The 18,972-nt window shown below is 61.1% G+C and carries 15 protein-coding genes; all 15 read left to right on the forward strand.

Annotated elements, in window-relative coordinates; translation table 11 throughout:
- The first annotated feature begins 27 nt into the window (after positions 1 to 27).
- The 15 genes from VOM14_RS17670 to VOM14_RS17740 all read left to right on the forward strand — a co-directional run bounded on the left by VOM14_RS17670 (position 28) and on the right by VOM14_RS17740 (position 18,507).
- On the forward strand, positions 28 to 1,740 hold the full coding sequence (locus VOM14_RS17670; protein ID WP_327630019.1) for a GMC family oxidoreductase: 1,713 nt from the start codon (positions 28 to 30) through the stop codon (positions 1,738 to 1,740).
- Positions 1,741 to 2,035: 295 nt separating this feature from the next.
- The gene (locus tag VOM14_RS17675) at positions 2,036 to 2,815 is read left to right on the forward strand and encodes an ABC transporter ATP-binding protein (protein WP_327630020.1); all 780 of its coding nucleotides are present in this window, start codon (positions 2,036 to 2,038) and stop codon (positions 2,813 to 2,815) included.
- Complete coding sequence (locus VOM14_RS17680) at positions 2,812 to 3,570, forward strand: ABC transporter ATP-binding protein (RefSeq protein WP_327630021.1); 759 nt, start codon at positions 2,812 to 2,814, stop codon at positions 3,568 to 3,570. The genes VOM14_RS17675 and VOM14_RS17680 overlap by 4 nt, the downstream gene beginning before the upstream one ends.
- 54 nt (positions 3,571 to 3,624) lie before the next feature.
- Positions 3,625 to 4,839, forward strand: a complete 1,215-nt coding sequence (locus tag VOM14_RS17685; RefSeq protein ID WP_327630022.1) for an ABC transporter substrate-binding protein — start codon at positions 3,625 to 3,627, stop codon at positions 4,837 to 4,839.
- Between the two features lie 165 nt (positions 4,840 to 5,004).
- Entirely contained in the window at positions 5,005 to 5,889 is an 885-nt protein-coding gene (locus VOM14_RS17690; protein WP_327630025.1) for a branched-chain amino acid ABC transporter permease, read from the forward strand.
- Positions 5,889 to 6,860 (forward strand): branched-chain amino acid ABC transporter permease, encoded by a 972-nt coding sequence (locus VOM14_RS17695; protein ID WP_327630302.1) that lies wholly within the window; start codon positions 5,889 to 5,891, stop codon positions 6,858 to 6,860. The genes VOM14_RS17690 and VOM14_RS17695 overlap by 1 nt, the downstream gene beginning before the upstream one ends.
- A gap of 529 nt (positions 6,861 to 7,389) precedes the next feature.
- The gene (locus VOM14_RS17700) at positions 7,390 to 8,556 is read left to right on the forward strand and encodes an ABC transporter substrate-binding protein (protein ID WP_327630026.1); all 1,167 of its coding nucleotides are present in this window, start codon (positions 7,390 to 7,392) and stop codon (positions 8,554 to 8,556) included.
- Between the two features lie 365 nt (positions 8,557 to 8,921).
- Positions 8,922 to 10,118: an ABC transporter substrate-binding protein gene (locus VOM14_RS17705; RefSeq protein WP_442955557.1), complete on the forward strand. Its 1,197-nt coding sequence runs from the start codon at positions 8,922 to 8,924 to the stop codon at positions 10,116 to 10,118.
- 202 nt (positions 10,119 to 10,320) lie between these two features.
- Positions 10,321 to 11,376 carry a branched-chain amino acid ABC transporter permease gene (locus tag VOM14_RS17710; protein WP_327630027.1) on the forward strand — a complete coding sequence of 352 codons (1,056 nt, stop codon included), beginning with the start codon at positions 10,321 to 10,323 and terminating at the stop codon, positions 11,374 to 11,376.
- Positions 11,377 to 11,380: 4 nt separating this feature from the next.
- Positions 11,381 to 13,165: a branched-chain amino acid ABC transporter ATP-binding protein/permease gene (locus VOM14_RS17715; RefSeq protein WP_327630028.1), complete on the forward strand. Its 1,785-nt coding sequence runs from the start codon at positions 11,381 to 11,383 to the stop codon at positions 13,163 to 13,165.
- A gap of 11 nt (positions 13,166 to 13,176) precedes the next feature.
- Entirely contained in the window at positions 13,177 to 13,929 is a 753-nt protein-coding gene (locus VOM14_RS17720; protein WP_327630029.1) for an ABC transporter ATP-binding protein, read from the forward strand.
- Between the two features lie 164 nt (positions 13,930 to 14,093).
- On the forward strand, positions 14,094 to 16,052 hold the full coding sequence (gene mnmG / locus VOM14_RS17725) for a tRNA uridine-5-carboxymethylaminomethyl(34) synthesis enzyme MnmG (RefSeq protein ID WP_327630030.1): 1,959 nt from the start codon (positions 14,094 to 14,096) through the stop codon (positions 16,050 to 16,052).
- Positions 16,049 to 16,732 carry a 16S rRNA (guanine(527)-N(7))-methyltransferase RsmG gene (gene rsmG, locus VOM14_RS17730; protein WP_327630032.1) on the forward strand — a complete coding sequence of 228 codons (684 nt, stop codon included), beginning with the start codon at positions 16,049 to 16,051 and terminating at the stop codon, positions 16,730 to 16,732. The genes mnmG and rsmG overlap by 4 nt, the downstream gene beginning before the upstream one ends.
- Positions 16,733 to 16,809: 77 nt before the next feature.
- On the forward strand, positions 16,810 to 17,601 hold the full coding sequence (locus VOM14_RS17735) for a ParA family protein (protein WP_327630033.1): 792 nt from the start codon (positions 16,810 to 16,812) through the stop codon (positions 17,599 to 17,601).
- 18 nt (positions 17,602 to 17,619) lie between these two features.
- The gene (locus tag VOM14_RS17740) at positions 17,620 to 18,507 is read left to right on the forward strand and encodes a ParB/RepB/Spo0J family partition protein (protein ID WP_327630034.1); all 888 of its coding nucleotides are present in this window, start codon (positions 17,620 to 17,622) and stop codon (positions 18,505 to 18,507) included.
- Positions 18,508 to 18,972: the final 465 nt, after the last annotated feature.

Here is an 18,972-nt window from a genome sequence, read left to right on the forward strand (position 1 = left end):
CAAAAAAAATGATTAGGAGACTGAACGATGAGCCACGCGCAAGCCGCATCTTCAGGGCGGCGTCTCGAAGGCGAATTCGACTACATCATTGTCGGCGCCGGCACGGCGGGCTGCGTGCTCGCTAATCGCCTGACCGAAGATCCGGACATCCACGTCCTGCTGCTCGAAGCCGGCGGCAAGGACGACTATCACTGGATTCATGTGCCAGTCGGCTATCTCTACTGCATCGGCAATCCACGCACGGACTGGCTCTACAAAACGCAGTCGGAACCCGGCTTGAACGGCCGCGCGCTTTCGTATCCACGCGGACGCGTGTTGGGCGGCAGCTCGTCGATCAACGGCATGATCTACATGCGCGGGCAGCGCGAGGATTACGACGAATGGGCGCGCGTCACGAGCGACTCATCGTGGTCATGGAACGCGGTGCTGCCCATTTTCAGGCGCAGCGAAGATCATTACGCAGGCGCAAGTGAATCGCATGGCGCGGGCGGTCCGTGGCGGGTCGAGAAGCAACGCCTCAAATGGAAGATTCTCGAAGAGTTTTCAAAGGCCGCGCAAGAGACCGGCATTCCCGCCACCGACGACTTCAATCGCGGCGATAACACGGGCGTCGGCTACTTCGACGTCAATCAGAAGCGCGGCATTCGCTGGAACGCTTCCAAAGCATTCCTGCGCCCCGCGATGAAGCGCCCGAATCTCACCATCATCACCGGCGCGCACACGCAGCGCGTCGTCTTCGAAGGACGTCGCTGCACCGGCGTCGAATATCGCGGCGACAACGTGGACTACGTCGCGCGGGCGCGCTGCGAAGTGATCCTGAGTTCGGGCGCGGTGAACTCGCCGCAATTGCTCGAACTGTCCGGCATCGGCAATGGTGCGCGCCTGCAAAATCTCGGTATCGCCGTGGTCAACGATCTGCGCGGCGTCGGCGAAAATCTTCAGGATCATTTGCAGTTGCGCATGGCGTATCGAGTGGACGGCGTTCGCACGCTCAACACTGCGTCCGCGCATTGGTGGGGCAAGCTGATGATCGGCGTGCAGTACGCGCTCTTTCAAAGCGGCCCGATGTCGATGTCGCCTTCGCAACTCGGCGCGTTCGCGAAGTCGGACCCCGACGATCGCTCGCTCACGCGCCCCGATCTCGAGTATCACGTGCAGCCGCTTTCGCTGGATCGCTTCGGTGAACCGCTGCATCGTTTCAATGCTTTCACGGCGTCGGTGTGTCAGTTGCGGCCCACTTCGCGCGGCAGCATCCACATCGAATCGGCGGATGCTTCGGCGCCGCCGCTCATCGCGCCCAACTATCTCTCCACGGATTACGACCGGCACGTCGCCGCGAGCGCATTGCGTCTCACGCGCCGCATTGCAGCCGCTCCCGCGCTCGCGCGCTATCAGCCGCGGGAAATCTTGCCGGGTATCGAGTATCAGAACGAGGAAGAACTGCAGCGTGCGGCAGGTCTCGTCGGCACGACGATCTTTCATCCGGTCGGCACATGTCGCATGGGCACCCCCGACGATCCGGGCGCGGTGGTCGATAACCGCCTACGGGTTATCGGTGTTGACGGGCTGCGCGTGGTCGACGCATCCGTCATGCCCACCATCACATCGGGCAATACGAACTCGCCCACGCTGATGATCGCCGAGCGCGCGAGCGACATGATTCGCGAGGATCGTCGCGCGCGCGTGGCGGGCAGCGTGGCTGCACAAAGCAGCACGATACGAACGATGTCCACTGCGTGACACGCGTGTGCATATGACGCGGCGTGCCTGCGCAAACGGCGTGCCGCGTCATCAGGTTGTCTCCGATAAGAGACGCCGATGGGCAGAACGCATCGCCCACTAAGTGCAAATCCCGATGAATGCGGTGCATCATTGGCGCGACAATGACAGCCATGCTGCGTGCTGCGCCGAGGCTTTCCTTTGGATTGGTGCACCACGCCAACGAGCGTGCACGGGGTGCCGCCGTCCAGACAAGTCGCGCAGAGTTTCGCGCGACAGATCGTAGTGCTTCGCCTTACTCCGTATGGAAGGGAACATGATTCTCGGCGATACGATTCTCGAAACGCGCGGCCTCACTCGCGAGTTCAAAGGCTTCATCGCCGTGAACGGCGTGAACCTGCGCGTGCGCCGCGGCTCTATCCATGCGCTGATCGGCCCGAATGGCGCGGGCAAGACCACGTGCTTTAACCTGCTCACCAAGTTTCTCGAACCCTCCGCGGGTCAGATCGTCTTTAACGGCGTCGACATCACGAGTGAGCGGCCTGCGCAGATCGCGCGGCGCGGCATCATCCGTTCGTTCCAGATTTCCGCTGTGTTTCCGCATCTGACGGCATTGCAGAATGTGCGCGTCGGTTTGCAGCGCTCGCTCGGCACCGCATTTCATTTCTGGAAAAGCGAGCGCTCGCTGCGCAAGCTCGACGACCGCGCCATGGATCTGCTCACGCAAGTCGGCCTCACCGATTTCGCCGATGTGCTGACCGTCGAACTTTCGTATGGCCGCAAACGCGCGCTCGAAATCGCCACCACGCTCGCGATGGAACCCGAGCTGATGCTGCTCGACGAACCGACCCAAGGCATGGGCCACGAAGACGTCGATCGCGTCACGGCGCTGATCAAAAAAGTATCGAGCGGCCGCACGATTCTGATGGTCGAGCACAACATGAATGTGATCGCCGGCATCTCCGACACCATCACCGTGCTGCAACGTGGCGAAGTGCTCGCCGAGGGCAGCTATGCCGAAGTGTCGAAGAATCCGCTCGTGATGCAAGCCTACATGGGCAGCGCCGACGCGGCGCTCGCCGGAGCCCACGCATGAATACAATCGCCGAGCGCGAAAGCGTCGAAGTGAGCGGCACGGACGCGAGTGCTCCCGCGTTGGAGATCGCGGGATTGCAGGCCTGGTACGGAGAATCCCACATTCTGCACGGCGTCGATCTCACCGTGAACCGCGGCGAGGTCGTCACGCTGCTCGGCCGCAATGGTGCGGGGCGCACCACGACGTTGCGCGCGATCATGGGTCTCACCGGTCGGCGCACGGGGTCGATCCGCATCGGCGGACGCGAAACGATCAACCTGGCCACGCATCGCATCGCGCATCGCGGCATTGGTTATTGCCCGGAAGAACGCGGTATTTTTTCGAGCCTCTCGTGCGAGGAAAACCTGCTGTTGCCGCCGCCCGTCGGCGACAAGGCGCACATGATGTCGCTCGAAGAAATCTATTCGATGTTCCCGAACTTGCAGGAACGCCGCATGAGCCAGGGCACGCGGCTCTCGGGCGGCGAACAGCAGATGCTCGCGGTCGCGCGCATTCTGCGCACGGGCGCGAGCCTGCTGCTGCTCGACGAGATCTCGGAAGGGCTTGCACCGGTCATCGTGCAGGCACTCGCGCGCATGATCGTGACGCTAAAGGCGCGCGGCTACACGATCGTCATGGTCGAACAGAATTTCCGCTTTGCCGCGCCACTTGCCGATCGCTTCTATGTGATGGAGCACGGTACGATCGTCGAGCACTTCGGGGCAAGTGAACTCGAAAGCAAGATGCCGGTCCTGCACGATCTACTGGGCGTATAGAGCATGACGCCCGACTGCCTCTGATAACCACAAGCGAAGAACCAGGAGACACGAATGAAAAAGAACCCACTCGCGCGGCTTGCCTCAGTTTGTTTCGCGGTCGCCGCCGGCGCCGCCATCTCGATGGGAAGCGCGCAAGCGGCTGACGATTCAGTGAAGATCGGTTTCATCACCGACATGTCGGGGCTCTACGCGGATATCGACGGCCAGGGCGGCCTCGAAGCGATCCGCATGGCCGTCGCCGATTTCGGCGGCAAGGTCAACGGCAAGCCGATCACCGTGCTGTACGCGGATCACCAGAACAAGGCGGACATCGCGGCGTCGCGTGCTCGCGAATGGATGGATCGCGATGGCCTCGACCTGTTGATCGGCGGCACGAACTCCGCAACCGGTCTGTCGATGAACACCGTCGCGGGTGAAAAGCACAAGGTGTACATCAGCATCGGCGCGGGCGCCGACACGCTGACCAACGAGCAATGCACGCCCTACACGATCCACTATGCGTACGACACCACGGCGCTCGCCAAGGGCACCGGCTCGGCGGTGGTGAAGCAGGGCGGCAAGACGTGGTACTTCCTGACCGCTGACTACGCGTTCGGCAAGGCGCTTGAAAAGAACACGTCGGACGTGGTGAAGGCGAGCGGCGGCCAGGTGCTGGGCGCAGTGCGTCATCCGCTGTCGGCATCGGACTTTTCGTCGTTCCTGTTGCAGGCGCAATCGTCGAAGGCGCAAGTGCTCGGTCTCGCGAATGCCGGCGGCGACACGATCAACGCGATCAAGGCCGCGAAGGAATTCGGCATTACCAAGACGATGAAGCTCGCCGCGTTGCTGATGTTCATCGACGACGTGCATAGCCTCGGTCTCGAAACGACGCAAGGCCTGGTGCTGACGGACAGCTGGTACTGGAACAAGGACGCGAACACGCGCAAGTGGTCGCAGCGTTACTTCGACAAGATGCGCAAGATGCCGTCGAGCCTTCAGGCCGCCGACTATTCGGCGACCATGAATTATCTGAAGGCGGTGCAGGCAGTCGGCTCGACGGATGCCGACAAGGTGATGGCGCAACTGAAGAAGACCAAGATCGACGACTTCTACGCGAAGGGCTACATCCGTCAGGACGGCAGCATGATCCACGACATGTACCTGATGCAGGTGAAGACGCCGGCGGAATCGAAAGAGCCGTGGGACTACTACAAGATCACCGCGACGATTCCCGGCGAACAGGCGTTCACGACCAAGGCGGAATCGCGCTGCGCGCTGTGGAAATAAGCGCGGGCTGAACGTCTGACGGCTGGCTGTCCGCGCGCGGGCGGACAGCCGTGCGTGTTTTAGACCGTTTCATAGGCCGTACGCGGCCGGCGTCGTGAGTGAATTTCGCGTGCCGGCCCGGGCCATGTCAAGCGGCTCTCACCTTGGCAATGGGTTAAGGCTTCAATGGACATCTTTGGCATTCCGCTTCCCGCGATGCTGAGCCAGTTGCTGCTCGGGCTCGTGAACGGCTCGTTCTACGCAATCCTGAGTCTGGGTCTTGCGGTGATCTTCGGCTTGCTGAACGTGATCAACTTCGCGCACGGCGCGCTGTTCATGCTCGGGGCGATGCTCGCCTGGATGGGCTTCTCCTATTTCGGCGTGCCGTACTGGGCGATGCTGTTTCTCGCGCCGCTGATCGTCGGTCTGTTTGGTGTCGCCATCGAACGCACCATGTTGCGTTGGCTCTACAAACTCGATCATCTATATGGACTGCTGCTCACGTTCGGGCTGACGCTCGTCGTGGAAGGCGTGTTCCGCTCCATTTATGGTTCGTCCGGCCAGCCATACGACGTGCCGTCCGCGTTGTCGGGCGCAACCAACCTCGGCTTCATGTTCCTGCCGAACTATCGCGCATGGGTCGTGGTGGCATCGCTGATTGTCTGCTTCGCCACGTGGTTCGTGATCGAGAAGACGCGCCTCGGCGCCTATCTTCGCGCGGGAACCGAGAACCCGAAGCTCGTGGAAGCGTTCGGCGTAAACGTGCCGCTGATGATCACGCTCACCTACGGCTTCGGCGTGGCGCTCGCCGCGTTCGCCGGGGTGCTGGCCGCGCCCGTCATCCAGGTCTCACCGTTGATGGGGCAGCCGATGATCATCACCGTGTTTGCCGTCGTGGTGATCGGCGGAATGGGCTCGATCATGGGCTCGATTCTCACCGGCTTGCTGCTCGGCGTGATCGAAGGGCTGACGCGCGTGTTCTATCCGGAGGCGTCGGCGACCGTCGTGTTCGTGATCATGGCGCTCGTGTTGCTGGTGCGTCCGGCGGGTCTCTTCGGCAAGGAAAAATGATGCAGAGAAAAGTGCTCTACGGTTTGCTGCTGCTCGGGCTCCTCGCGGTGCCTTTGCTCGGCATCTATCCGCTCTTCGTGATGAAGGTGATGTGCTTCGCGCTCTTCGCCGCGGCCTTCAATTTGTTGATCGGCTACACGGGGCTGCTCTCGTTCGGGCATGCCATGTTTCTCGCCTCGGCCGGCTATATCACCGGCTACGCGATGCAGACGCTCGGCCTCTCGCCCGAATTGGGCGTGCTCGCGGGCACGGTATCGGCGACCTTGCTCGGCTTCGTGGTCGGCATTTTCGCGATTCGCCGCCAAGGCATCTACTTCGCGATGGTGACGCTCGCGCTCGCGCAGATGGTCTACTTCGTGTTTCTGCAAGCGCCGTTCACGCATGGCGAGGACGGCCTGCAAGGCGTGCCGCGCGGCAAGCTCTTCGGTGCGCTCGATCTTTCGTCGGATGTCGCGTTGTACTTTGTCGTGCTGGCGATCATGGTGCTGGCTTTCCTGTTGATCGTGCGGATCGTGCATTCGCCGTTCGGGCAAGTGCTGGTCGCGATCAAGGAGAACGAGCCGCGCGCCGTGTCGCTTGGCTACGATACCGATCGCTTCAAGCTGCTTGCGTTCGTTCTGTCGGCGGGGCTCGCGGGCCTCGCGGGTTCGCTGAAGGTCGTCGTGCAGGGCTTCGAAACATTGAGCGACGCGTATTGGACCATGTCCGGCCTCGTGATATTGATGACGCTCGTGGGCGGCATGGGCACGCTGTTCGGTCCTTTGCTCGGCGCCACGCTGATCGTCGCGCTTGAAGATCGGCTCGGCGATATTGGTGGCGCGCTGGCGTCGACGACAGGCATCGACTGGTTCCGCTCGCTGGGCGAGTCGGTGACGATCGTCACCGGCGTGATCTTTATCGCGTGCGTGCTGGCTTTCCGGCGCGGCATTGTGGGCGAGATCGTCGCGCGCGTGCGACCGCTGCGCGCGTGACGGCGATGCATCTCGCCTCACGTTTTAATTCGCCATCCGAAGTATTTACGCTGCTTTGCAGTATGAACGGGCGATGCAGTTTGAGCCCTTATTTACGCGGGCGACGCCAAACGCGGCTGACCCTGCCCCAATTCGGTGCCGCACTGCACCACTAGGGTAAGTGCTAGTTGTAGCGGTGGGGGTGCTCGTTTAACCTTCATGCAGTTCTGATGCACCACGAATTTGCAGGTGGAGAACGAGGAGACATGAGGCACTAAGTGCCCACACGAAAGCGCTGTTGGATTGATATCCAACAGCGCTTTTTATTTGCGCTTTTCAAAAGACGGCAATCAAAGCGCCATTTAATTCCTTTTCAACTTCGGCGCATTTTTATGCCGCCAGTCATGCTCTTATTTCCCGCGCTGAAAGCCTGCAAAATGCTTGCAGCGTGCCGCTCGCGTCCGCTACACTCTTTATTCACTGACCGTTGAGTCGGCATTTAAATCACGAATTTAATTGAATTTGTTTTAACGGGGCATAGAGGAGCGGGATGAAGTCGGCATTGCGTTGGATCAGCGCGGCATTGGTCGCCACCGGAGTATCCGCAGCATGGAGCAGCCATGCGTTCGCGGACGTGAAAATCGGCGTCACCGTGTCGGCAACGGGTCCGGCGGCCTCGCTCGGTATTCCGGAAAAGAACACGATCGCGCTGCTGCCCAAGGAAGTGGCCGGCCAGAAAATCGATTACATCGTGCTCGACGACGCCACGGATTCCACCCAGGCCGTCAAAAACGCGCGCAAGCTCACGAGCGAAGACCACGTTGACGCGCTGATCGGCTCCACGGTCGTGCCGAATTCGCTCGCGCTCATGGATGTCGCCGTGGAAAACACCACGCCCGTGATCTCGCTCGCCGCTGCCGCAAGCATCGTCGAGCCGATGGACGCAAAACGCGCGTGGGTCTTCAAGACGCCGCAGAACGACATTCTGATGGCCACGGCCATCGCCCAGCACATGTCCAATCATGGCGTGAAGACCGTGGCGTTCATCGGCTTCTCCGACGGATATGGCGAGGGCTGGTTCAAGGAATTCAGCAAGGCCGCGGATCTCGCGAAAATCAAGGTCGTCGCGAACGAACGCTTCGCGCGTAACGACGCGTCGGTCACCGGCCAGGTGCTGAAGATCATGTCGCAAAAGCCGGATGCGGTGTTGATCGCCGGCGCGGGCACGCCGGCCGCGCTGCCGCAGAAAACGCTCAAGGAGCGGGGCTACAAGGGCATGTACTATCAGACGCACGGCGTCGCGAACAACGACTTCCTGCGCGTGTGCGGCAAGGATTGCGAGGGCACATATCTGCCGGCTGGCCCGTTGCTGGTCGCGGAGCAACTGCCCGATTCCAATCCCGTGAAGAAGAGCGCGCTCGCCTATAAGCGCGCCTATGAAGCGGCCTACGGCGCGGGCTCGGTGTCCACGTTCGGCGGTCACGCATGGGACGCGGGCTTGCTGCTGCAACGCGCGATTCCGCTCGCGCTGAAGAAGGGACAGCCGGGTACGCCGGCGTTTCGCGCGGCGTTGCGTGCGGCGCTCGAAGGAACCCAGAATCTGCCAGGATCGCATGGCATCTTCAACATGAGCGCGAACGATCACGCCGGCCTTGATCAGCGAGCGCGCGTAATGGTGGAGATCGTCGGCGGCAAGTGGAAGCTGTCCGGCGACTGAGCAAGGGCGAAGCGATAGGGGATCTCATACAAAAAGACGCGTGCAGTTGACGCGTCTTTTTTATTGCCCGCGTCGCAGGAAGAGTGTGGTTTGGCGGCTTCGGGACAAACCCGCATTTGGGTTGCCGTCTATTGACCGTCCGCGATGCACAACGCAATACTACTAACATGTTAGTGGTTTGACGATGCTGATTCGTCAGCACGTCCGCAGGAATCGCAGCAGCAGGGAGCGAAATCAAGTGGCGAAGGCATGCGTGTCGAGCAGGGAAAACCATGCTTGGCACGCCCGGACCCTATAACTAGATTCAGACACCCGGCCGATGAGTCGGATTACAGATACGCGCTTCAAGCGTTTGGAGACTTGTAATGACAAAGACAAAGACAAAGACAAAGACAAAGACAAAGACAAAGACAAAGCAATGGGTACGCACCGGCATCGCGATGGCGTTGATGTGCGGCGCGGGTGCAGTGTTCGCGCAGGTGAAAATCGGCGTGACGCTGTCTACCACGGGGCCGGCTGCATCGCTCGGGATTCCTGAAAAGAACACCATCGCGCTGTTGCCGAAAGAGATTGGCGGCAAGACGGTGCAGTACATCATCCTCGACGATGCCTCCGACACAGGCAAGGCCGTGCAGAACACGCGCAAGCTGATCGATGAAGATCACGTCGACGCGATTATCGGCTCGACCGTCACGCCGAATTCGCTAGCCATGCTCGATCCCGCGGCTGAGGGGAAGACGCCGGTGATCTCGCTGGCGGCATCGGCGGCGATCATTTCGCCGATGGATGCGAAGCGCGCATGGGCCTTCAAACCGCCGCAGAACGACAGCTTGATGGCCGACGCGATCGCCGAGTACATGGAGCATCACGGCGTGAAGACGGTCGGTTTCATCGGCTTCGCGGACGCCTACGGCGACAGCTGGAACAACGTGTTCTCGGCTGCCGCTGCCGCGCACAAGCTGAAGGTCGTGTCCAACGAGCGCTTTAACCGCACCGACGCTTCGGTGACCGGCCAGGTGTTGAAGACCATGGGCGCGAATCCCGACGCGGTGCTGATCGCGGGCTCGGGCACGCCGTCGGCGCTGCCGGCCAAGACGCTCAAGGAGCGCGGCTACAAGGGCAAGATCTATCAGACGCACGGCGTCGCGAATAACGACTTCCTGCGCGTGTGCGGCAAGGACTGCGAAGGCGAGATCTTGCCGGCCGGTCCGATTCTCGTCGCCGATCAATTGCCGGACTCGAATCCGGTGAAGAAGTCGTCGCTGGCTTATAAGGCGGCATACGAGAAGGCCTATGGCGTGGGTTCGGTGGCGACGTTCGGCGGTCACGCATGGGACGCGGGCCAGATGCTCCAGCGCGCGATTCCCGAAGCGCTGAAGAGCGCGCAACCGGGCACCGAGGCATTCCGTGTGGCGCTGCGCAGCGCGCTCGAAAACATCAAGGATCTGCCGGTTTCGCACGGCATCATGAATATCACCACGAGCGACCACAACGGCCTCGACAAGCGCGCACGCGTGATCGTGGAGGTTGTCGACGGCAAGTGGAAGCTGCAGAACGACTAATACAAAAACGGTACGCGCCTCTCGCGACCTGCGGCGCATGACGCCGCATTGCCATTCGGTTCGATGAGAATGGCACCGACCGCCGCGCCGTGCTTCGGCGCGGCGGTCGTCTTTTCAGGCATTTCAGGTCGATGGACGGCGTGCGGGTTGTGCCGTCCTGACTCTTTCCGGTTTCGATTTCGACGCTTCAGGACGAGGAAGTATGGATCTATCAATTGCGGCGATCCTCGCGCAGGACGGCATCACCACGGGCGCGATCTACGCGTTGCTCGCGCTCGCGCTGGTGCTGGTGTTTTCCGTCACACGGGTGATTTTTATTCCGCAGGGCGAATTCGTTTCGTATGGCGCGCTCACGCTGGCCGCGCTCCAGACCCAGAAGTTTCCGGCCACGTGCTGGCTGTTGATGGCAATGGGCGCGGCGTGCTTCGTCGTCGAAGTAGCAGGGTTCGTGAGGCATGCGGAGCGGCGGCGGCATGCTGCGCGCATGCTGGCTGTGCTGGTCGGCAAGTATCTGCTGTTTCCGGTAGCGGTGTATGCGCTCACGCAAGGCGTTTTCATGCAGCCGCTGCCGATGATCGCGCAAATCGCCTTGACGCTGCTGATCGTGATTCCGATGGGGCCGTTCGTGTATCGGCTCGCGTATGAGCCGATCGCCGAGGCGACCACGCTGCTGCTGCTGATCGTCGCGGTGGCAGTGCACTTCGCGATGGTCGGCCTCGGCCTCGTGATGTTCGGCGCGGAGGGCTCGCGCACCACGGCGTTTTCCGACGCGACCTTCAATCTCGGCAGCTTGTCGATCTCGGGACAAAGCCTGTGGGTGGTCGGCACGGCAGTCGTGCTGATCGGCGCGCTGTATCTGTATTTCGACCGCTCGATTTCGGGCAAGGCGTTGCGCGCGACGTCGGTGAACCGGCTCGGCGCGCGGCTCGTCGGCATCGGCACGACGCAAGCGGGGCGCCTCGCCTTTACGCTCGCAGCGGGGCTTGGCGCGCTGTGCGGCGTGCTCGTCGCGCCGCTGACCACTATCTACTACGACTCGGGCTTCCTGATCGGCCTGAAGGGCTTTGTGGGGGCGATTATTGGCGGGCTCGTCAGCTATCCGCTGGCTGCGGCGGGCTCGATTCTGGTCGGCCTGCTGGAGTCGTATTCGTCGTTCTGGGCGAGCGCCTACAAGGAAGTGATCGTGTTCACGCTAATCATCCCGGTGCTGCTCTGGCGAAGTCTCGCCAGTCCGCACGCCGAAGAGGAAGAGGAGTGACGCGATGAAACGGATCATAAAAAACAAGTTCTTCTGGCTGTTCCTCGTGGTGTTGTTCGCACTGCCGGTGCTGCCGCATCCGATTCACGTGCCCGAGTACTGGGTGACGCTGCTCAACTACATCGGCCTGTATGCGATCGTCGCGATCGGGCTTGTGCTTCTGACCGGTATCGGCGGGATGACGAGCTTCGGGCAGGCGGCGTTCGTCGGCATTGGCGCGTACGCCACTGCGTTCCTGACGACCCGCTACGGCGTGTCGCCCTGGCTTGCGCTGATTGCAGGCGTCTTGGTCACGGCGTTGATCGCGCTGATACTCGGCCTCGTGACCATGCGTCTGTCCGGCCACTTTCTGCCGCTCGGTACGATCGCATGGGGGCTCGCGCTGTTCTATCTGTTCGGCAACCTGGAAATGCTCGGCAAGTACGACGGCATCAACGGAATTCCGGTGCTGAATGTTTTCGGCATCGACCTCGAATCGGGGCGCCATATCTATTACCTGATCTGGCTGGTCGTGCTCGGCGCCGTGGTGTCCGTTCAAAATCTGCTGAACAGCCGGCCGGGCCGGGCGATTCGCGCGCTGCGCGGCGGCGGCTTGATGGCGGAAGCGATGGGCGTGAATACGGCATGGATGCGCGTCGTCATTTTCGTCTACGCGGCCGTGCTGGCTTCGGTGTCCGGCTTTCTATACGCGCATTTGCAGCGCGCGGTGAACCCGACGCCGTTCGGCTTGAACCACGGCATCGAGTTTCTCTTCATGGCGGTAGTGGGCGGCGTCTCGCACGTGTGGGGTGCTGTGCTGGGCGCAGCGATCCTGACTGTGTTGCAGGACTACCTCCAGACGCTGCTGCCCAAGCTGCTCGGCGAGAACGGCAACTTTGAAGTGATCGTGTTCGGCATTCTCATGGTGCTGTTGCTGCAATACGCGCGACAGGGCGTGTGGCCGTTCGTCGCGCGCTTTTTCCCACGCGGCCCGCGCGCGCATCTGGCCGACCACGCCGACGCATTGCCGCAGCGCAGCAAGCCGACGGCCGGCGAGAACCTGCTGACGGTGAACAAGGCGCGCAAGCAGTTTGGCGGACTCGTCGCGGTGAACGACGTGAGCTTCGAGGTGAAGGCGGGGCAGATTATCGGCTTGATCGGCCCGAATGGCGCCGGCAAATCGACCACGTTCAACCTGGTGACCGGCGTGTTGCAAGCCACCAGCGGCGAAATCACGTTCCGCGGCGAACGCATCGATTCGCTGAGCTCACGTGAAATCGTCAAGCGCGGCATTGGCCGCACCTTCCAGCATGTGAAGCTGCTGCCCGGCATGACTGTGCTGGAAAACGTCGCGATTGGCGCGCATCTGCGCGGACACGCCGGCGTGTGGCGAAGCATCGTGCGCCTGAACAGCGTCGAAGAAGCACGCCTGATGGCTGAGGCTGCGCGTCAAATCCGCCGGGTAGGCCTTGAGCAGCACATGTACGACGAAGCGGGAAGTCTCGCATTGGGTCAGCAGCGGATTCTCGAAATCGCCCGGGCGCTGTGTTGCGACCCGACGTTGCTGCTGCTGGACGAGCCGGCGGCCGGTCTGCGGTATCAGGAGAAGCTGCAACTGGCCGACTTGCTGCGTCGATTGAAGGCGGAAGGCATGAGTGTGCTGCTCGTCGAACACGACATGGATTTCGTGATGAATCTGACCGACCGGCTGGTCGTGATGGAGTTTGGCACGCGCATCGCGGAAGGCCTGCCGCAAGAAGTGCAGCAGGACCCGGCGGTGCTCGAAGCCTATCTGGGTGGGGTGGAGTAATGGAGAGCATCATGAATGCTGCGGCGCCAATTCTGGACGTGAGCGGGTTGTCGGTCCGATACGGCAAAGTCGAGGCGCTGCATGGCGCGGCGATCAAGGTGCGGGCCGGACAGATTGTGTCGGTAATCGGTCCGAACGGTGCGGGCAAATCCACGTTGCTGAACGCGATCATGGGCGCTTTGCCGACAACCGGTCACGCGAAGGGCGCGGTGGTCTATCAAGGCGAAGACGTCAGCGCCGTCGCGGTTGAGAAACGGGTCGCGCTCGGAATGTGTCTGGTGCCCGAAAAGCGGGAGCTGTTTGCGTCTATGACGGTCGAGGACAACCTTGTTCTCGGTGCCTATCGTCGCAAGCGCGCGGGCGAACGCAACTTTCTCGATCAGATTGAGCCGGTGTTCGAGCTGTTTCCGCGCCTGAAGGAACGTCGGAAGCAGGCAGCGGGGACGTTGTCAGGCGGCGAGCGCCAAATGCTTGCAGTGGGGCGGGCGCTGATGGGCAAGCCTGATTTGTTGATGCTGGATGAGCCGAGCTTGGGCTTGGCGCCGCTTATCGTGAAGGAGATTTTCCATATCATTAGCGCGCTACGTCAGACGGGAGTGGCGACGCTTCTGATCGAGCAGAACGCGCGGGCCGCGCTGCAGATTTCTGACTATGGTTACGTGCTGGAGACGGGCGAACTGGCGCTGGAAGGCGCCGCAGCGGACCTTGCGCAGAATCCTAGGGTGATCGAGACATATCTCGGCTTGGCGAAGAAGGTCGCCTGATTGCCTGGTTGATGAGAGGTTGAAGCGGCGTGTTTCACGTGAAACACGCCGCTTTTTTATTCCTTAGGCCATTCGGCCGAATTCGTGCCAAAACCGAACCCGCTATAATTCGCCCATACATTTTTCTTTGAAGGCTCACGCGGCGATGCGGCGTGAGATCCGCGATGCTTTTTCCCACAGAATTTGACGTAATCGTCGTCGGCGGCGGTCATGCCGGCACCGAGGCCGCTTTGGCGTCGGCACGCATGGGCAACAAGACGCTCCTGCTGACTCACAACATCGAAACGCTCGGCCAGATGAGCTGCAATCCCTCGATTGGCGGTATTGGCAAGGGCCATCTCGTCAAGGAAGTCGATGCCCTCGGTGGCGCCATGGCGGCGGCGACGGACGAGGGCGGCATCCAGTTCCGCATCCTGAATTCGTCGAAGGGCCCGGCCGTGCGTGCGACGCGCGCGCAGGCCGACCGTCTGCTGTATAAGCAGGCGGTCCGCTATCGGCTGGAAAACCAACCGAACTTGTGGCTTTTCCAGCAAGCGGTTGACGATCTGATGGTGGAAGGCGATCGCGTCGTCGGCGCTATTACGCAGGTGGGAATTCGCTTCCGTTCGCGCGCGGTTGTTCTGACGGCGGGGACTTTTCTTGACGGCAAGATTCACGTCGGCCTGAAAAACTACACGGGCGGCCGCGCCGGTGATCCGGCTGCGGTGTCGCTGTCGGCACGCCTGAAGGAATTGAAGCTGCCTCAAGGGCGTCTCAAAACCGGAACGCCGCCGCGCATTGATGGCCGCACCATCGATTTTTCTCAGCTCGAAGAGCAGCCGGGCGATCTTGATCCAGTTCCCGTGTTTTCGTTTCTTGGGCGCGCTGAGCAGCATCCTCGACAAATGCCGTGCTGGGTGACGCACACGAATGAGCGGACGCACGACATCATCCGCGGCGGGCTTGATCGTTCGCCGATGTACACAGGCGTGATAGAAGGGGTGGGGCCGCGATATTGCCCGTCCATCGAGGACAAGATTCATCGCTTTGCGTCGAAAGAATCGCATCAGATCTTTCTGGAACCTGAAGGGCTGACCACGAACGAGTTCTACCCGAACGGGATCTCCACGAGCCTGCCGTTCGATGTGCAGCTCGAACTCGTGCGGTCGATGCGCGGCCTCGAGCACGCGCACATTCTGCGGCCGGGCTATGCGATCGAATATGACTATTTCGATCCGCGTGGATTGAAGGCATCGCTGGAAACCAAGGTTATTAGTGGTTTGTTCTTCGCAGGTCAGATCAACGGCACAACCGGCTATGAGGAAGCCGCGGCTCAGGGCCTGTTGGCCGGCATCAACGCAGGTCTGTTTGTCCAAGGCAAAGAAGCGTGGTGCCCGCGTCGCGATCAGGCGTACCTCGGCGTGCTCGTCGACGATCTGGTGACGCGCGGAGTGTCCGAGCCCTATCGAATGTTCACGAGCCGAGCGGAATATCGTTTGAGTCTGCGCGAAGACAACGCGGATATGCGGCTTACTGAAATGGGTCGCGAGATCGGCGTGGTGGATGACATTCGCTGGGACGCATTCAGCCGCAAGCGCGATGTTGTTTCACGTGAAACAGAGCGGCTACGGACCACTTGGGTCAATCCCAAGACCCTATCTGGGGATGAAGCAACCGCGTTATTGGGCAAGCCCATTGATCACGAATACAGCCTCGCGGATCTGCTGCGCCGGCCGGGTGTGACATATGACGGAGTCTGCGCGCTGCGAGAAGGTGGTTGCGCCGCGCCCGAAATCCTCGCAGAAGACGAAGTGTTGCTGGCTCAGATCAAGGAGCAGATTGAGATCGGCATTAAATATCAGGGTTACATCGACCGCCAAGCGGGCGAAATCGAACGCAATGGGGCGCAGGAAAACACGCGGCTACCAGAGGCGCTCGACTATGCGGAAGTCCGGGGGCTATCGTTCGAGGCGCGTCAGAAGCTCACGCAATTCCGCCCGGAAACCATTGGCCAGGCATCGCGCATCTCGGGGATCACGCCCGCTGCCATTTCGTTGCTGATGGTTCATCTCAAGCGTGGGTTGGGGCGCCGCACGGGGAAATCCGGCGAATCGGGCTCTGACAGCAAGCCGGTGGCGCAATGACGTCGAGGCAGAAGGGCAGCGAACGGGAAGCGTTGGCCCCACTACTGGCAGACGGCGTGCGTCAACTCGGCCTCGAATTGAGCGACGCGCAGTTGGGCAAGCTGCTGGACTATGTGGCGCTACTGGCAAAGTGGAACGCCGTCTACAACCTGACGGCGATCCGCGATCCGCAGCAGATGCTGATTCAGCATATCCTCGACTCGCTCTCGATCGTGCACGGATTGGCGCAGCGCAACCCGCGCTCCGTGCTCGACGTTGGCTCAGGGGGCGGATTGCCCGGTATCGTATTGGCAATTGTTCGGCCTGACTGGAGCGTCACGGTGAACGATATTGTTCACAAGAAAACCGCTTTCCAGGCTCAGGCGAAGGCCGAACTTGGGTTAGTCAACCTGTCGGTGGTGACGGGTAGAGTCGAGACACTGCAGCCGGGCGCCGAAGTTCCGGCAAAGTTCGACGTAATCGTCTCGCGAGCATTCGCAGAACTCGCCGATTTCGTTACACTGGCCCGTCATCTCGTTGCGCAGCATGGCGCGATCCTGGCGATGAAGGGTGTACGTCCGGACGGCGAAATCGAGCGCTTGCCAGCAGGCGCCCACGTGGAAAAGATCGTTCGGCTAAACGTGCCGTTCCTCGACGCCGAGCGCCATCTGATCACGGTCCTGGTGGATGAAGCCAAGTGACGTCGCGGCTCGCGCACGCCACGATTTCAAACTGATCCCGTAACCACTTCTTCTAGCAGCAATAGGACATTCCAACGATGGCAAAAATCTTCTGCGTTGCGAACCAGAAAGGCGGCGTCGGCAAGACGACGACGACAGTCAATCTGGCGGCGAGCTTGGCAGCGCAGGGACAACGAGTCCTTCTCATCGACCTGGACCCGCAGGGCAACGCCACGATGGGTAGCGGCATCGACAAGGCGGCATGCGCCAATACCGTTTACGAAGTGCTGGTGGATGGAGTCTCTGTCGCGGACGCGCGGATGCGCCCTGAAGCCGTCGACTATGACGTGCTGCCCGCCAACCGCGAACTGGCTGGAGCCGAAGTCGAACTGGTCAGCGTGCAGAACCGAGAACGTCAGTTGAAGGTCGCGCTTGCCGCGGTCGAAAGCGCCTATGACTTCGTGCTGATCGACTGTCCGCCTGCCTTATCGCTGCTGACGCTCAACGGACTGTGCGCCGCGCATGGCGTCGTGATTCCGATGCAGTGCGAGTACTTCGCGCTCGAGGGGCTGTCCGACCTCGTCAACACGATCAAGCAGGTGCATGCCAACCTGAATCGCGACCTGAAGGTGATCGGCCTGTTGCGCGTCATGTTCGACCCGCGCATCACATTGCAACAGCAGGTTTCGGATCAATTGAAAGAGCATTTCGGCGATAAGGTGTTCGACGCGGTGATTCCGCGTAATGTGCGTCTCGCCGAGGCGCCGAGTTATGGTTTGCCGGGCGTGGTGTTCGACAAGGCGTCGCGCGGCGCGCAGGCCTATGTGCAGTTCGGCGCGGAAATGATTGAGCGGGTGCGCGCACTGAATGACGCGCCCCTAGCATCCTAAGCGGATCGAGGAAGCACGATGAACGCAGTAGCAAGAAAAAAGGGTTTGGGCCGCGGCCTGGAAGCGTTGCTCGGCGGCAGTGCCGACATCACCGAGGCGGTGACCATCGAGGGCGCACCGAACGTGCTGTCGCTCAACAAGATGCAGGCGGGCAAGTATCAGCCGCGCACCCGCATGGACGAAGGCGCATTGCAGGAGTTGGCGGCCAGCATTCGTGCGCAGGGATTGATGCAACCGATCCTCGTGCGACCGATATCAGCGGACAAATACGAAATTATCGCGGGCGAGCGGCGTTTCCGCGCGGCTCGTCTCGCGGGCCTGGAAGAGGTGCCGGTGCTGGTCAAGGATGTCCCCGACCAGGCTGCGGCAGCCATGGCGTTGATCGAGAACATTCAGCGCGAGGATCTGAATCCGCTGGAAGAAGCGCAAGGCATCCAGCGTTTGCTCGACGAGTTCAATTTCACGCATGAACAGGCGGCGGAATCGGTCGGCCGCTCGCGCAGTGCGGTATCGAATCTGCTGCGTCTCCTCAACCTTGCCTCGCCGGTTCAGACGATGCTGCTCGCCGGCGATCTCGACATGGGTCACGCCCGCGCATTGCTCGCGGTCGATGCCGCGACGCAGATCACGCTGGCCAACCAGGTTGTTAACAAGCGCATGTCCGTGCGCGAAACTGAAAAGCTGGTGACGGCGACCACCAAGGCGGCGCCGGCGGTCAAGGCGCGCGCCAATCCGGACGGTGGCCGCGACACTCGGCGCCTGGAAGAAGAGTTATCCGATCTGCTCGCCGCGACGGTGAAGATCAAGCTCGGCCGACGCGGCCGCGGCCAGGTGTTGGTCGATTTCGGCGATCTTGATGCGCTTGAGGGCATTCTGTTGCGGTTGCGTGGGAATGCCACTGCTTGAAATTTGAATCGCTCGAGATTCAGCACGCGAGCGGCGGCAGGTAAAGTACCTGGTGCGCCGCTCAAACTGTCCGGGAGTCCTAAATAATACCCGTGCTCGTGAAACGCCCACGAAGCGAGAGAAGGGCAGGGCACTCTTCTTCGCCAGGTTCTCAAGAAAAGAAACATCTCGTCGCGCTGAAGTAAATCACCAATAGTCGTTTGTTGCATTTTCGAGACGTCCGCCGAAACGTTTTTCGCGCTCATCCGCGAAAGGAAAACTTGCCAAATTGCGCACATGTTTTGCCTCTGCCCGACAGCCTTACATTTGACGTGCTGCCCTTTGCCATGAGGGCTTTTCCACATCGCGAAGCGTCATTTCGCAGTGTTTATTGAACGGCCTAAAGTCTTGAATTGCCTGCAACTATCGCTTACAATCGCCCGGATTTAATTGCACGGCAACCCCGAAAGCGCAGCGAAAGCTCGC

Origin of the sequence: Paraburkholderia sp. MPAMCS5 (assembly GCF_036016995.1) — a bacterium.
Taxonomy (GTDB): domain Bacteria; phylum Pseudomonadota; class Gammaproteobacteria; order Burkholderiales; family Burkholderiaceae; genus Paraburkholderia.

Coding starts and splice junctions, on each gene's coding strand:
- VOM14_RS17670 (WP_327630019.1), top strand. CDS start 28: ATGAGCCACGCGCAAGCCGCATCTTCAGGGCGGCGTCTCGAAGGCGAA.
- VOM14_RS17675 (WP_327630020.1), top strand. CDS start 2,036: ATGATTCTCGGCGATACGATTCTCGAAACGCGCGGCCTCACTCGCGAG.
- VOM14_RS17680 (WP_327630021.1), top strand. CDS start 2,812: ATGAATACAATCGCCGAGCGCGAAAGCGTCGAAGTGAGCGGCACGGAC.
- VOM14_RS17685 (WP_327630022.1), top strand. CDS start 3,625: ATGAAAAAGAACCCACTCGCGCGGCTTGCCTCAGTTTGTTTCGCGGTC.
- VOM14_RS17690 (WP_327630025.1), top strand. CDS start 5,005: ATGGACATCTTTGGCATTCCGCTTCCCGCGATGCTGAGCCAGTTGCTG.
- VOM14_RS17695 (WP_327630302.1), top strand. CDS start 5,889: ATGCAGAGAAAAGTGCTCTACGGTTTGCTGCTGCTCGGGCTCCTCGCG.
- VOM14_RS17700 (WP_327630026.1), top strand. CDS start 7,390: ATGAAGTCGGCATTGCGTTGGATCAGCGCGGCATTGGTCGCCACCGGA.
- VOM14_RS17705 (WP_442955557.1), top strand. CDS start 8,922: ATGACAAAGACAAAGACAAAGACAAAGACAAAGACAAAGACAAAGACA.
- VOM14_RS17710 (WP_327630027.1), top strand. CDS start 10,321: ATGGATCTATCAATTGCGGCGATCCTCGCGCAGGACGGCATCACCACG.
- VOM14_RS17715 (WP_327630028.1), top strand. CDS start 11,381: ATGAAACGGATCATAAAAAACAAGTTCTTCTGGCTGTTCCTCGTGGTG.
- VOM14_RS17720 (WP_327630029.1), top strand. CDS start 13,177: ATGAATGCTGCGGCGCCAATTCTGGACGTGAGCGGGTTGTCGGTCCGA.
- mnmG (WP_327630030.1), top strand. CDS start 14,094: ATGCTTTTTCCCACAGAATTTGACGTAATCGTCGTCGGCGGCGGTCAT.
- rsmG (WP_327630032.1), top strand. CDS start 16,049: ATGACGTCGAGGCAGAAGGGCAGCGAACGGGAAGCGTTGGCCCCACTA.
- VOM14_RS17735 (WP_327630033.1), top strand. CDS start 16,810: ATGGCAAAAATCTTCTGCGTTGCGAACCAGAAAGGCGGCGTCGGCAAG.
- VOM14_RS17740 (WP_327630034.1), top strand. CDS start 17,620: ATGAACGCAGTAGCAAGAAAAAAGGGTTTGGGCCGCGGCCTGGAAGCG.